The sequence below is a fragment of the Rothia sp. HMSC069D01 genome (assembly GCF_001810135.1).
Classification (GTDB): Bacteria; Actinomycetota; Actinomycetes; order Actinomycetales; family Micrococcaceae; genus Rothia.
In genome coordinates this window covers 625,686-639,235 of sequence record NZ_KV800108.1, presented here as the reverse complement: position 1 = coordinate 639,235, position 13,550 = coordinate 625,686, and the positions used below count along the sequence as shown (strand labels likewise).

The following is a 13,550-nucleotide window of genomic DNA, read 5'->3' as shown; positions in this document are numbered from 1 at the left end:
TCCCTTCCTTTCCGGAAGGGCTTTCATTGAGGGATCGAGTGCGCTGCAGACCCCGGAGCCCGAACCGACGATTTCCCTTCCTTCTGGGAAGGGCTTTTATTGAGGTGACTGAGGCAGGATGCCGCCGCGCTTAAAAACGTCATTTCCCTTCCTTTTTGGAAGGGCTTTCATTGAGGCGACGGCTATGTCGCTAACAACGGCTACGTCTGGTTCATTTTCCTTCCTTTTCGGAGGGGCTTTCTTTGAGGCCCAGAAGGCTCTTTCAAGTCCTCAGTCTAGGCACTCCGATTCCCTTCTTTTTTGTAGGGACTTTCATCGAGGGCGGCTCATCCCGGCTTGTGCGGGAAACACCTCAACTTTCCCTGCAGCTTTGTAGGGACTTTCATTAAGGCGCCCTGCGGTCACCCGTCAGGGAAGCGGCTGTTGCTTGGCATTTCTCTGTTTCTAACGGAAACTTTCGTTGAGGACTCATGCACTCAGTAAGTCAGGTGCATATTCTGAGCTGTTCTCTCCTGCGGGAGGGACTTTCATTGAGCCGCGGTACGCACAAACTGACCAATCTCACCGGCCGTCATTTCTCTGCTTTCTAGCCGGAGACTTTCATCGAGGTATCGGGGGTCTGCACTGGGATCCCATCGTATCGGGATTTCCCTACCTATTCGTAGGGGCTTTCATTGAGGCCAAGGCGAATAATGAAAGATTCTCAACTCAGCGATTTCCCTACCTTTCGGTTGGGACCTTCATTGAGGCGGGCTCATCCCGGCTTGTGCGGGAAACACCTCAACTTTCCCTGCAGCTTTGTAGGGACTTTCATTGAGGCAAGGCAACACCCGTACGCCGCAACGCATCTGTCACCCTCGCCCACAGGGTGTAGCTCGCCCTTCAGAAAATCTGCCACTTTCGAGAAGCGTATGGCCACGGAGATTACCCACCCCACCTACGGGTACTCGGTGACGTGGCGCCGCGCTATTGAGGTGCAGGCCCGCATGCTCCTGGGCGTTATCAACGGAACCACCCGCGAGTACACGGGGGTGACCGTACGATAATGCGTGACGACGCCCGACGAACACTCATCGCCTACGACGTGCCCAGCGACCGGCGGCGCACCAAACTGGCCAAGCTCATTCTCAGTTATGGGGACCGTATTCAGTACAGCGTCTTCATTGTGGATGCGGCCCCCGCCAAGGTGCGATGCATCAAAGACGAAGTTCAGGAACTCATCGATCCGGACGAGGATTCGGTGCTCTTCTGCGACCTGGGGCTGCTGGCCCGCCTTGACGAGCCGACCTTCAGCTATATTGGCCGGGCGCGTGAGGTGACCGAATCGGATGTGCTCATTCTCTAGCAACGCGCGGCAGGGGAGCGGGGAATGACGAGTTCGATTGCGGACTGGTAGTAGAGGTGAGGATAATGACCTTTGGAGGCTTTCGTCTGCCTCCGCGAGATTTCTCCACCTGCAGGTGGAGACTTTCATTGAGGCGGTGAGGATTACATCAACCTGGGCGCTGTAGATCATTTCCCCGCTTTCGGGCGGGGACTTTCATTGAGGTATCGACGGGGCCGGTCAGCCCCAAGTACACCTGCCCATTTCCCCGTCTTCGGGCGGGGACTTTCATTGAGGTAACGCAGGCCCCACCGCAGTTATCCGGCAAGACGGAATTTCCCCCGCCTTCGGGTGGGGACTTTCATTGAGGCTACGGTGCGCCGCATGTGATGCCGAGGTTGCAGGATTTCCCCGCCTTCGGGTGGGGACTTTCATTGAGGTGGCGACATGGAGGCCTACCACTACATCGCAGGCGCCATTTCCCTGCCTTCGGGCGGGGACTTTCATTGAGGCTTCTTCTACCCAGGCAACGTGTCCGTATTCTCCGATATTTCCCCGCCTTCGTGTGGGGACTTTCATTGAGGCGTCAATTGCACCGACTTTGCACTGTGGCGGCTCAACCAATTTCCCCGTCTTCGGGCGGGGGCTTTCATTGAGGCCGCACCGAGCATGAGGGCTACAGAGGCTCCGGCGGCGATTTCCCCGCCTTCAGGCGGGGACTTTCATTGAGGCACCATGATTCGAAGCGCCTTCTTCCCTGCGGACGGATTTCCCCGCCTTCGGGTGGGGACTTTCATTGAGGTGGCAGGGAGTGGTTGATGAATAGCCACGGGTAGTGATTTCCCCGCCTTCAGGCGGGAATCTTCGTTGTGGTTCTGAACGCGAATCGGGAAGCTACACGCGGGTTACGTAGCCCCGCTCTGGAAACCGCTCTGATTTCTAGAACGGGGCTATTCTCTTTAAAACAGGAAGACACACTAGATGCGGTACCTACTGCAGATTCCTCTTGCCAGCTAGCTGAGTCTGAAATGACCAAATCGGATGCGCGTAATCTGTAACAGCGCTATGGTGAAATCATGAGCAGAAAAGAGAACCGATTGCGACGCAGAAGAGGGATGGGGATAATGAATGGGTCTGGTGGTGACATTCTCGAGATATATGATTCTTACCTGCCCTCTCGCACCCGTTGAGGTGTGAGTCTTCATTGAGGTGGATTTTTGAACATATCAGAGCACCAGAGACTACTCTGTTCTCTTGAACTATATGGGTTTAAGAGCTTTCAATATGCTCCTTCCTTTAACATCGTCTTAGAGGGAGGAGCTAAATTTTATACGGATTATTAAAAATATCGGAGCGCGAGGTGTTGTGGATAGATTCTCTTAATGCTAAAGTTGAGGCATCAACTGGCTCGGAGGTTACTTCAGCGACCTGCCGAAGTGGCTCTAGCCCCGATCTAGGAGGTGAAGGATATGTTCCGACTACTCACAAGAAGTAAAAAGCCGCCCGCTACGCGAGGCGCAACGGGCGGCTTTTATTCAAATTCGTGAAACCGCATCAAGCGGCGGTCACGTTTTGCGGCAACAAAACATGACCGATTCAGTATACCGGGGCTACGGAAAAGAATCCTAATTCCACCCCGATGCTGACCGCTTGTGTGGCTGAGTCATATCCTTCTGCCCCCTGTGCTTCACTACCCAAAACGCGGGACGTGACAGCACAGGGGGAGAGGGAAATGGCATACCGAATTAGCAGCGTGACGAAAACGCGCGCACCATTCGGAAAACCGATGTAGCTTAAAGCTATACAAGTAAACGTGCACGTCCAACGCATCGAAGCAAACGTGCACCCAACATATAAGGAGACAACCATGTCCCAGAACGAGTCCCAGAACACCATCACCCTCGCCGATCTCCTCGATAACCTCAAGCTCGGCCGCGGCTCCGTCATCACCTCCATCACCGAACTCGAACCCGCCGCAGGCCCCCACGCATCCGTAGCACCCGCCAAGTTCGTCGACGGCTCCAAGTCCGTCTTCGCCTACGAAACCCGCTACATCGATGGCGATGCGCGGAAGGTAGTCCTTATCGACAGCAAGCAGTCCGAGCTCAACCGCGCAGAAGCCGCCATTGAACAGGGCCGCCAGTACAGCAACGAAGCAGTCGTCAAGATTCCCCGCGCCGTCGTCACCTACGAGACCGAAAATGGCCCCGTAGAATACAGCGACATGGAACTGTCCCACCGCATCTTCGACGGCCACTTCCGTGCCGGTCGCGTCAACGACAAGCCGATTACCGAAAACGAGCAGTACCGCGCGCTGCGCAACTGCACCCCCGCAGACATGAGCGCGCTGCTCAACACCGCCCCCGCAGCACTCCTCTTCGGCGCATGGGACTCCACTCGCAAGAGCAACCAGGTCCGCCTGCGTAGTGCCCTCGTCGGTGAAATCATCGGTGTCCTTGCAGACCAGGAACCCGGCGCTGAACACCGACAGGCACGCCGTGGCGGCGCCCGCGTCGACGCTGTCGCTGCTAGTGTGCAGCTTACCCCTAAGGACATGGAGTCCCTGGTTAATGACCAGGAAGCTGAACTGAGCGCCAAGAACGTTGCCGCACGCCGCAAGGAAGCAAAGACCGCCAAGGCTGACGCCCGTATCTCCGCATCCACTCTGGGCCTGGGTAGCATCCCGCCCGTGCTCGAAGAAACCGGTGCCGTCGCATGCCGCCGTATCATCCGTTCCTGGGTACTGAGCCTCGCCACTCTGCGTCAGTTGCGCTTCGGCCAGGACGAAACCAAGAACGTTGCCGCCCGTGCACTCCTTGCCGCACTCGGCCTCAACGCTATCGCCCGTGCGGAACGTGAGCTCTACATCCGCGCTAACTGTGACCTGATCGAATCCTCCGCACCCGTTGTCACCCTCGACCAGCGTTTCGGCGAGAAGAAGACCTTCGCCCGCCTGACCGTTGAAGACACCGACCAGCTTCTCCTCGAGGCTATCGAGAACGCCAAGAAGGTTGGCGTGGCTGAGTGGGACGGCCAGACTTTCAACGTCGAGGGCAACTCCGCCATCATCGCGAACGCCACCGCGGAGGACGCTGAATAATATGACGAACCTCGGAATTCTCGCGAGGTTCCCGCTCGGCGTATACCAGGGCCACAAGGCAGACGGAAGCCCCGACGCCTTCCCCGACCCTGCCCGCTTGCAGGCCGCGCTCCTCAGCGCGGCTGCGCAGGGACCTCACGCAATTATCGAAAACGGGCAGCTTGTCCCTTCGGAAGAATCTCTCAAGGCTCTCAAGTGGCTTGAGGAGAACCCCCCGACCGGGTTGCAGCTTCCCGACATGTGCCCCGTGTACCGCTCACGCAACAAGATGAGCCGCTTCATGTACCGCGAAGTGGCATATTCCGAGAAGGACGGGCGGCAGACCGAACGTCGCGCCGTATCCGACGGCTGGGCTGTATCCGACACCATCGGCTGGCAGTACGATAAGGTACCCGCAGACATTGCGGAAACCATCACCCAGCTCTGTGGCGAAGTACCCTCCCTCGGAGAAGCCAGCAGCTTCACCGCCCTCTACACCGGAGACGTGGAACCCACCCACACCATCGACACTAAGTCGGGCCCCTTCGAAGCAGGTGGCATGCCCGTCCGCGTGCCCGTACCCGGTCGAATCGACGCGCTCATGCGTGCCCACGCAGAAGCGTACCCCGCCAAGGTGCCCACCAAATCAGCGGACAAGACCAACAAAGAAGACACCTTGCATCCTTCCCCGGTACCCACCGCAGGCCTGGGATCCATCAAGTACCAGCCGGTGGAGGCTGAGACCTCCACCAGCCCCTGGGAATACCTGTGGCTCCTCGAAGTAGACGGTGAAGAGCTGAAGCCCGAGCAGTACGTCAAGGCAAGCTCCCTGCTGCACAAGGCTCTCGTAGCTGCCGCAGGATTCGGCGCGCCCAGCCTCATCACCGGCAGGTACCCCAAGGGTCACAAGCCGGCCAACAGTCTGGCGCTACAGTACCTGCCTGCCCGCTACCTGCCTGACTACCTGCGTCGTGAGGTGAAGTCTAGGGGAGTTCTGCTTGTCTTGGTCCCGGCCAACGCCCCGACCGATGAAGCAGTAGAACTCGGTATTGCGCTCAGGAGCGTAGAAACCCTCTACGCTCAGGACTTCCCTCGGCTGACCGTGAAGCTTCGCCAGAAGCGCCTGCCCGCGCAGGGTTTCTGGGATGCTCCCAAGACCGGGTACAAGCGTCTGTGGTGTACCCTCAGCGCGGCCGTTCCCGAATCGCGCGTTTTCAACCGCCCGAAGAAGACTGAGACGAAGGCCTGGACCTTCGCTGACGCCGCTCTGCTTTCCATGGCTTACGTGTGGCGTGATAGCTTCGAGGCGCCCGAGGCTGAAACCTCGAGCGAACGAATTCGTAGCTTGAGGGATCAGGTTGAGGAAAAGGCTGAGGCCAAGGTTCTGGAAGCTCACCGAGTAACCCAGAACCCCGCCGCCTACGCCTACAAGCTGCCCCGCACTCTGCCCGCAGAGCCGTGGCGCGGCGTCGTAGACCTCGGCAACCTGGCAACGGACACTACCATCGTAGCCATCGGCCAGTCCCGCCACATGGGCGGCGGCCTGCTGGTTCCGTTCGACGTGCCCGTTGAAGAATACGACCGTAGCGAGAAGGAGGAAAAGCATGACTAGCCCCGCTACCAAGCTGCCCTCTATTACTCGTGATGAGTTCGGTGAGTTCTTTGCCTCTCTCAATGGAGGGTACGCGCCCTTCAGCTGGCAGGAAGAAGTGCTCGACCACATTTGCGAGCACGGGGTATGGCCGGAACGTATTAACGCACCGACCGGCTCCGGTAAGTCCTCCGTGGTTGATATCCATCTCTTCGCGAATGCTCTCACTGCTGTTGGCGCCGCACCGCGCGTTCCTCGTCGCCTCTGCGTGACCGTGGGACGCCGCGCGCTGGTCGACAGCCAGGCAACTCGTGCCGATATGATTCTCGACTGCCTGAAGAAGGCGCTGACTGATGAATCCGCCGAGCAGGATATTCTGCGTAGGGTTGCTGAAGCTCTGCAGAGCTTCCAGACCCGTAACGACGAGAAGGGGCGTGCCCCCTTCGAGGTTGGTCATATCCGTGGCGAACTCTCGAATCGCACCCTGCCGGTCACCGACATTTCGGCCTGCGCAATCATTGCCGCAACCCCCGACATGTACGGTTCGCGAGCGCTCTTCCGCGGTTACGGTAGCACCAAGGCTGCCCGGCCGCGTGAGACCGCCCTACTGGCCATGGACACCGTCATGGTGCTCGATGAGGCACACATGAACCGTCAGCTGCTGCACACCACTCAGCGTATTGCCGAGCTACAGAAGCGCGAGGTCAACCTGGGCATTCCCACCCTGCAGGTGGTCGAGACGACCGCTACCCCCTCCACCGAGGACAGCGAATCGACTACCCTGGGCGTGGACATTGAGGCTCTCGACAGCCCGAATGACAAGGAGCTGCGCAAGCGTGTCCACTCGCACAAGGAACTGGTGCTCCGCCCCATCGATAAGTGGGATGGTAAGCCCGGTAACGCTGCGACCGTGAATGCTGCTGTGGACGCTATCAAGGATTTCCTTGCCCACCGTGAGGCGGGTGAAGACTCCAAGGAAGCCCACACTGTCGGTTGTATCGTCAACCATGTGCGGACGGCTATCTCTATCAAGGAAGCACTCGCTAAGGATCTGGCAAAGGATGAGGTTCAGCTTCTCGTAGGACGCATGCGTCCCTCGGATCTGGAAAAGCTACAGAACAAGCATCGCGAGCTCTTCACTACCGAAGGCGATAAGTCCGTGAAGGTTGTTGTGGCCACCCAGACTCTCGAAGTCGGTATTGACGTTGACTTTGCTGACCTGGTGACCGAGCTGGCGCCTGCCTCTTCTTTGGCGCAGCGATTCGGACGTGTTAACCGCCTGGGCCACCGTACGGATTCCAAGGTTGTTGTTATTAGGCCTGCCAGCGGCGACTTGGTAAAGAAGGACGCGCCTCCTTATAAGGCGGTCGACCTGAGCAATGCGTATGGTTGGCTCGAAGCACTCAACGGTACTGAGAATCCGTCGGTGAACCCTGCCGCAATGGTGAAGAACCCGCCGGTGCAGTCCTCCCCGGAGCGTCTGCTCTACCAGCGCCCGGAGCGGTCTGACCTGCTGGAATTCTCGCGTACCGATGAGAACCCCTACGATGAGCCGGACCTTGACCTGTGGCTGCACGACTCCCTGGACGCAGAAACCGCGATGGGTGGTGTTATCGTGCGCGATAACCTGCCGAGCAACACTTCTGCCGCCATGGAGATTCTCAAGACCGGCTACTTCGCACCGCGCGACGAGGAAACTTTCCCCGCGAATCTGAAGATTCTCAAGGAGATTCTGGACTACCAGGATGAGCACGGCGTGAAGCCGCGTAAGTTCCTTTACCGTCAGGGTGAAATCTCCCTGTGGCAGGATGCTGACCAGGGTGAAGAGAGCAGTCAGACGTTGACTCCCGGTGACGTTCTGATTCTTGACACGGGTACTATCCCGTTCACGAACCAGGGTATTGCTGTGACTCAGCGTGAGTTGCCTTCTAAGAAAGACGAGCTGGAGGCTGTGCCCTTCCCCGAGGGCATCAAGCTCTACGTGTACGAGAAGTGCACGGACCGTGAGAAACACTTCAGGGAATACCTGGGTCTCTCACCCGAAGAGGCAGTAGAACTGCTTGACACCCAAGCTCCGGACGGCCAGAAGGTGATTGCTTCTGAACTTACTACCGAGGCTGAGGACGGTCAGGAAGTTATCTCCTGGTACGCCAAAGTGACCAATGCGACCGAGAAAAAGTCTGTTGAAGGTTCCGATATTGCTCAGGAACTGGTGCTGGCTGGTCCCGTTCTTCTGGACGACCACCAGAACGATGTTGCTGAGCGTACCCGCCAGCTTGCCGAGAACCTCGGCCTGGCACCGGAATTCTCTGAGGCCCTGGAGCTGGCGGCAAAGTACCACGACGAGGGCAAACGCGACCTGCGCTTCCAGCAGATGCTGGGTGCAGATGCGGAGACGGGCGCGCTCGCGAAGAGTGGCCGCCGTTCCGTGGCAGAGGCGTACCGTGCCCGTAGCCGTAGCGCCCTGCCGAGGGGCTGGCGTCACGAGCAGCTGTCCGCGCTCATGGTTGCCGCCTCGCCCGAAAAGGTGGGGGAGCACCGTGACCTGGTGTTGCGCATCATCGGTTGCAGCCACGGCCACGGCCGGTTCTCCTTCGCCCACGATGCAGGCTTCCTGCTCAAGGAAGGCTACCTGCCCGAGGGAATGGACTACGAAGCGCTCAAGGAGCAGGCGACCCGACTCTTCAACGTCGGTTACTGGGATAACCTCATGGAGCAGACGAGCCGCACCTACGGCCCGTACGCTACTGCCTACCTTGAGGCCGTCGAACGCGCAGCAGATGCCCAGATTTCACGGGAGGGACACTAATGGCAACGTTGACTATTGCCGGTGACTACACCTCGGCACTGACCCATTTTGCCCTCTACGGGCTGTCCCTGATGGTTGAGCAGAAGCACCCCGGAACCGTCACCGTCGGTTGGTCTCAGGAAGGTCAGCCGCGCGCCCAGATGCATGCTGAAGGCGTGTCAGAAGAAGAAATTGCCGAGTGCGTGCACTCCTACGTTTCTTCCCTGGCTGCTGATGGTAGCTGGGTGAACGTTGACCAGTCCTACGGTGCGGGTAAGGAAACCGCTGTTTTCTCCCCGTTCTCACCGCGTATTCGCGGAATTGACGCGGAGAAGTACCCGGACGACTGGGCTTCTCACCAGAAGACCCGACAGGCTCATCTGGATGCGCTGATGGAACGTGACGACCTGCTGTCTCTGCTCTGGATCTCTGGCTTGGGCGAACCTGCCTACTGGCGTTTTGAAGTCAAGGCGCCTCGCCCCGACCACGGTGCATCCCGTTGGGAGATGAAAACCCGCAACAAGGGCCAGGAGTTCGTCAAGGACCGTCTGCGTTTGATGTGTGCGGATCTGGCCACTTGGGAACCTTCCGCGATGCTCAGCGGTATTACCGGGCAGACCCTGCACGACTCGCTGGATAAGAAGCCGGATTCCCGAACCGGAACCGGTTTCACTGTCCCGCAGCCGACGGACACTGCGCTCGCTTTCTGCGCCCTGGTGGGTGTTGCGAACTTCCCGGTGATTCACCAGATCCACCGAATCGGCGTGACCCCCGGTGCCTACCCGTACAACGCTTTGCACCCGCGGCTCATGGTGCTTCCGGTACCCTCCGGAAGGGTTACGCCAGCCCGGTTGCGAACCGTGCTGCGCAGCCACCCTTACCGTAGGGTGGTTGACGAGGTCGGTAAGGCGATGGAACGCGGTTCTTTGAGCTCTGACATTTTCGTGTCTGAGCTGGCGGATGAGAAGGCGATTCTTCGTGAGAAGGGTGTTCAGGCGTTTGTTGCTTTCCCCATTGTGAAGGTGGGCAGTGATTCGGCTCCTGAGCGTCAGGTTCTGAAGGGTAGCGCGATTCCGCTGGGTTAACCTAGCCGCTTATCGAAGCGGGCAAATATGCCCGCACAATGCAGAGGAGGGGCCCTCCGGTCGTATTGCCGGAGGGCCCCTCCCTACCTATTATGAGTGCCTACATATCGCTGGGTGGATATGCGGTAGCTGGTGCGCCAGGGAACCGCCCCTTACGCCACCGCCAGGGTGCCCTTGGCTGCGGTGCCGCTTCGGGTCCACAGCAGGAGCGCCGCCACGCTATTGATGATGTAGAAGATATACTTTCCGACGTTCGCAAAGTTGCCCTGAGTCAGCGCCTTCACGCACTGCACTGTGTTGTACAGGAACCAGAATTGCCACTGCATCGTGAGCTTGAGCGCGTTCAGAATGTTTGCTGACAGGGAGAGGCCAAACACTACGGTCGTGATCCAGAACAGGAACGAGGTCTTGCCGCCGTAGCCAATGTAGTTCGCGACCAGGGAGAACGCGAACGAGCCCACCACAATACCGCTAATAATCAGCTGACCCTTCGCGCCGGTCGGCGGTTCCATCGCCTTGCCGCGTTCGGAGTTCTGCCACCTACGAATCGCGAAGGTGTACACGATGAACGTTACCGGGTAGGTGATGATCGCTGCCTTGTTGCCCAGAATGTAGTCAATCGCGCCAGACAGCGCCGTGTTAATAATGCCGAGCACGTTGCCGATGTTTGAGAGGCGGCCGGTCAGGCGGGTAGACATCATTGAAATACCCACGTTAATCACGGAAATCACACCGAGGGGGATGAAGGGCGTAATCGGGCCCCAGTCGACGTATTTGTCGAGGCGGGTGCCCAGGTATCCTGATGCGACTGCGATGGCGATAACCAGTGCTACGCCGAAAAGGTCGGCGTACTTGGACTTGGCGAAAAAGAGGAGAGCCTTCTCAGAGAATTCCTTGGCCTCCATGGGTAACTCCTTTGTTGAGGATATAGAAACAGTGATAGGGTACCAATAACTATAACTCTTTGAAAAGGGTTCGAAACGGCGTGTCGCACATAAAACCTCAGAATCCCACATGTTCCACATCCCGGAACGCCTCGGTATAGAACAACCCGAAATCGCTCCATCAAAAACCCATACCAACTTCCGGCAAACACTGCCAGATAACGCCCCTACTTCGTTGAACGCCGAAAATGGGCGTAAAATCACCGTCGTTTCGTCTTCGCTTTAAAGGGGACCTTAAGGTACGCTAGATGACTGGGTCAGGGAACTCGTGCCGGTCTCACTCACCGCGCATCCGCCCGACAGACACCCGCACCCCGGTATGCTGCGTCTCACTCACGCACACAGGGGAGGGAACCCAACGTATCGGCCTCACTCACCGTTTACGCCGCTGTCCGCGCATCCTGCCACCCGTAACTCACTCAACTCAAACAAGAACTGAATAGGACAATCATGCCCTTGCTTACCCATCGACTCTCACGACGATTTTTCGTAAAGGGTGCTTCCGCCGCCGCCGCTGCAGGCGCACTGACCCTGCAGGCACAGGCCGCTCAGGCTGACGAAGCTCCCGCAAACCTTGCCCCGGCAACCGAGGAAACTAAAGGCCCGCGCCTCGTTATTCAGCGTGCCACCATCACTGAAACCGGTATGACCGTCAACTACACTGCACACGGTCTGCGCGAATTCCTCACCGAAGGCACCACTCTGACCGTACGCCACGGCTACGTTCGTAACGACTCTTTCGAAACTCTGCGCTCCTGGCCGCTCACCCCCGAATTTGACGGTGATGCTGACAGCTTCAGCGGTAGCGACCAGTTCCCCATCGAGCTGATGCAGGGTGAGGGTGTCGAGCACGCCCTGCAGCTGGATATTTGCTCCGACCCGTGGGGCCAGGAGATTGCCCACCAGATTGCTGCGCGCATCCCCGTGGCTGAGACTAAGATCCTGAAGACTTCTTTCGAGGATGTTCCGGATAACCACCCGTTCGCTGAGGATATCCGCATGGCGAACCAGAAGAAGTGGCTGATGCCGAACCCGCAGACTGGCGCGTTTGAGCCGGACCGCCCTGTGACCCGTGAGGAGCTTATTGCTCTGCTGAACCACGCTGCTGGTCACGCTGGCGTGAGCGAAAACTCTGAGGTTGCCCCCTTTGCGGATGCGGCAGACCGCCCGACCGCGAACGCGCTGCACTGGGCTCGTGACCGCAGGATTACCGAGCCGCTCACCGGTGGCGACAAGATTGACCCGACCGCACCGGTTTCTCACGAGGAGCTGGCGGCTGTGCTGTTCCAGTACAACGCGGAGGTTCAGCTGACTGAAATGAACGAGGCTGCTGGTTCTCGTTTCCGCGATGTGCTCGGTGCCGGTACTCTGCACCGTTACGTTGCGTGGGCTGGCGCGAACGACATCGTGCTGGATTCTTCGGGTGTGTTCAACCCGACCGCGCCGACTACTCGCGCGGAGCTGGCTCGTTTCATTCGCCGCTACAAGCTGCAGAACCTGCTGTTCACTGACTTCTCGTACGTTTCCTAATTCTCGTACGGCTCCTAAATTTAGCTACCCCCGGCACTGCGCGTGCCTGTTGGGGTTGCGTGAAACCCCCGTCTTCTGGCTTTTGCTGGAGGCGGGGGTTTCGCTATGCCCCGTTGTACGGCGCGCCCTGGGTGGTGCGCCCTGCGGTGCGCTTTGGGATGCGCCATGTCGGGGTACCGTTTTGGCGTGCTATTTCGGGGCGCCGAGTCGTGCCGTGCTGCTACATTGCCGCACCTCGGGGAGTTTTAGTGACAGGCTGTGCCTGGCATATGAAATTTTGCGTTATATATGCCTAAAATCTTGCAAAATCCTGTGCGCTAAGTAAGTATTACCTAGAAGGTAAGTTAAAGGTTGCCTTACTTAATACTGTGTGAAGACTAGTTTCCTTCCTCATGGGCCCACGAAACCCACACCAAAGAGCAGGAAAAAACGCGGCGCCTCACCACCCATCGGTGGGGGAGAGACGCACCTTCACACACCACCCACGAAAAAGGACATACATATGAACCTCGCTTCAAGCAAGGCATTCAAGGGCCTCGCCGTTGGATCGCTGGCACTGGCAATTTCCGGCGTTGCCACCATCCCCGCATCGTTCGCGGCAGACTCCACCCCGGCGGCAAGCCAGAGCACTGACGCTCGCACCATCACCGACAAGGCGATGGCAAAGATCACCCAGGGCCTGCCCGGTCAGTTCCAGGTCGCATACTCCAAGAAGACCAACAAGATTTGGGTTGCGGGCACTGCAGACCGCGACAAGCACGTTTCTACTATCGCTCGCATTGACGCAAACTCCCTGAAGATTGAGGCTGTCGCCGAGCTGCCCATCGTCAAGAACGACAAGGGCTACCAGTACGACGCAGCCTACGGCATCACCGTTGACGATGTAGACGGCACCGTTTGGGTTACCAACACCACCGACAACTCCGTGTCCGTGTACGATCAGGCAACGATGCAGCAGGTCTGGACCACCGCGGGTATCGCGGAGACCGACCCGAACTGGATTGAGCACCCCCGCTCCGTTCTGGTTGACCACGAGTCCGGTAAGGCGTTCGTGACCGGCCGCTTCTTCGTATCCGCGATTGACCTGAAGACCAAGCAGGTTGAGAAGATCCAGCTCGAAGGCGCACCCGACGGCGGCACCCGCTACATCAGCATGAACATCCTGGTTGACGGCGGTAAGCTGTACGTGCCCGAGCGTACCGGCGGCAA

9 protein-coding genes are annotated in these 13,550 nt (G+C 58.4%); 8 read left to right on the top strand and 1 reads right to left on the bottom strand.

Going from position 1 to position 13,550, the window contains the following annotated elements:
• The first annotated feature begins 911 nt into the window (after positions 1–911).
• The 6 genes from HMPREF2710_RS09600 (at position 912) to HMPREF2710_RS06990 (ending at position 9,867) form a co-directional block, all read left to right on the top strand.
• Complete coding sequence (locus HMPREF2710_RS09600) at positions 912–1,046, top strand: hypothetical protein (protein ID WP_256387952.1); 135 nt, start codon at positions 912–914, stop codon at positions 1,044–1,046.
• Positions 1,046–1,345, top strand: a complete 300-nt coding sequence (gene cas2 / locus HMPREF2710_RS07010; protein WP_083303508.1) for a CRISPR-associated endonuclease Cas2 — start codon at positions 1,046–1,048, stop codon at positions 1,343–1,345. Before HMPREF2710_RS09600 ends, cas2 begins: the two co-directional genes overlap by 1 nt.
• A 1,846-nt stretch (positions 1,346–3,191) precedes the next feature.
• Positions 3,192–4,424 (top strand): type I-G CRISPR-associated RAMP protein Csb1/Cas7g, encoded by a 1,233-nt coding sequence (cas7u, locus tag HMPREF2710_RS07005; RefSeq protein ID WP_070600304.1) that lies wholly within the window; start codon positions 3,192–3,194, stop codon positions 4,422–4,424.
• A 1-nt stretch (position 4,425) separates the two neighbouring features.
• Positions 4,426–6,015: a type I-G CRISPR-associated protein Csb2 gene (csb2, locus tag HMPREF2710_RS07000; RefSeq protein ID WP_070600302.1), complete on the top strand. Its 1,590-nt coding sequence runs from the start codon at positions 4,426–4,428 to the stop codon at positions 6,013–6,015.
• On the top strand, positions 6,008–8,803 hold the full coding sequence (gene cas3u, locus HMPREF2710_RS06995) for a type I-G CRISPR-associated helicase/endonuclease Cas3g (RefSeq protein WP_070600300.1): 2,796 nt from the start codon (positions 6,008–6,010) through the stop codon (positions 8,801–8,803). Before csb2 ends, cas3u begins: the two co-directional genes overlap by 8 nt.
• The gene (locus HMPREF2710_RS06990; protein ID WP_070600299.1) at positions 8,803–9,867 is read left to right on the top strand and encodes an aldehyde dehydrogenase; all 1,065 of its coding nucleotides are present in this window, start codon (positions 8,803–8,805) and stop codon (positions 9,865–9,867) included. The genes cas3u and HMPREF2710_RS06990 overlap by 1 nt, the downstream gene beginning before the upstream one ends.
• A gap of 152 nt (positions 9,868–10,019) precedes the next feature.
• Here HMPREF2710_RS06990 and HMPREF2710_RS06985 read toward each other — a convergent pair whose 3' ends face one another.
• Positions 10,020–10,772 (bottom strand): nicotinamide mononucleotide transporter, encoded by a 753-nt coding sequence (locus tag HMPREF2710_RS06985; protein WP_049357605.1) that lies wholly within the window; start codon positions 10,770–10,772, stop codon positions 10,020–10,022.
• A 489-nt stretch (positions 10,773–11,261) separates the two neighbouring features.
• Between HMPREF2710_RS06985 and HMPREF2710_RS06980 the strand changes: the two genes are divergently transcribed.
• Both HMPREF2710_RS06980 and HMPREF2710_RS06975 read left to right on the top strand, forming a co-directional pair.
• Positions 11,262–12,341, top strand: a complete 1,080-nt coding sequence (locus HMPREF2710_RS06980) for an S-layer homology domain-containing protein (protein WP_070600297.1) — start codon at positions 11,262–11,264, stop codon at positions 12,339–12,341.
• A gap of 502 nt (positions 12,342–12,843) precedes the next feature.
• Positions 12,844–13,550: YncE family protein (locus HMPREF2710_RS06975; RefSeq protein WP_371326373.1), on the top strand; the 707-nt coding region annotated here is incomplete at its 3' end.

Bases quoted from the DNA above. Each gene is read 5' to 3' on its own strand.
- HMPREF2710_RS06980 (WP_070600297.1), top strand. From the start codon at position 11,262: ATGCCCTTGCTTACCCATCGACTCTCACGACGATTTTTCGTAAAGGGT.
- HMPREF2710_RS09600 (WP_256387952.1), top strand. From the start codon at position 912: ATGGCCACGGAGATTACCCACCCCACCTACGGGTACTCGGTGACGTGG.
- cas3u (WP_070600300.1), top strand. From the start codon at position 6,008: ATGACTAGCCCCGCTACCAAGCTGCCCTCTATTACTCGTGATGAGTTC.
- csb2 (WP_070600302.1), top strand. From the start codon at position 4,426: ATGACGAACCTCGGAATTCTCGCGAGGTTCCCGCTCGGCGTATACCAG.
- HMPREF2710_RS06990 (WP_070600299.1), top strand. From the start codon at position 8,803: ATGGCAACGTTGACTATTGCCGGTGACTACACCTCGGCACTGACCCAT.
- cas2 (WP_083303508.1), top strand. From the start codon at position 1,046: ATGCGTGACGACGCCCGACGAACACTCATCGCCTACGACGTGCCCAGC.
- cas7u (WP_070600304.1), top strand. From the start codon at position 3,192: ATGTCCCAGAACGAGTCCCAGAACACCATCACCCTCGCCGATCTCCTC.
- HMPREF2710_RS06985 (WP_049357605.1), bottom strand. From the start codon at position 10,772: ATGGAGGCCAAGGAATTCTCTGAGAAGGCTCTCCTCTTTTTCGCCAAG.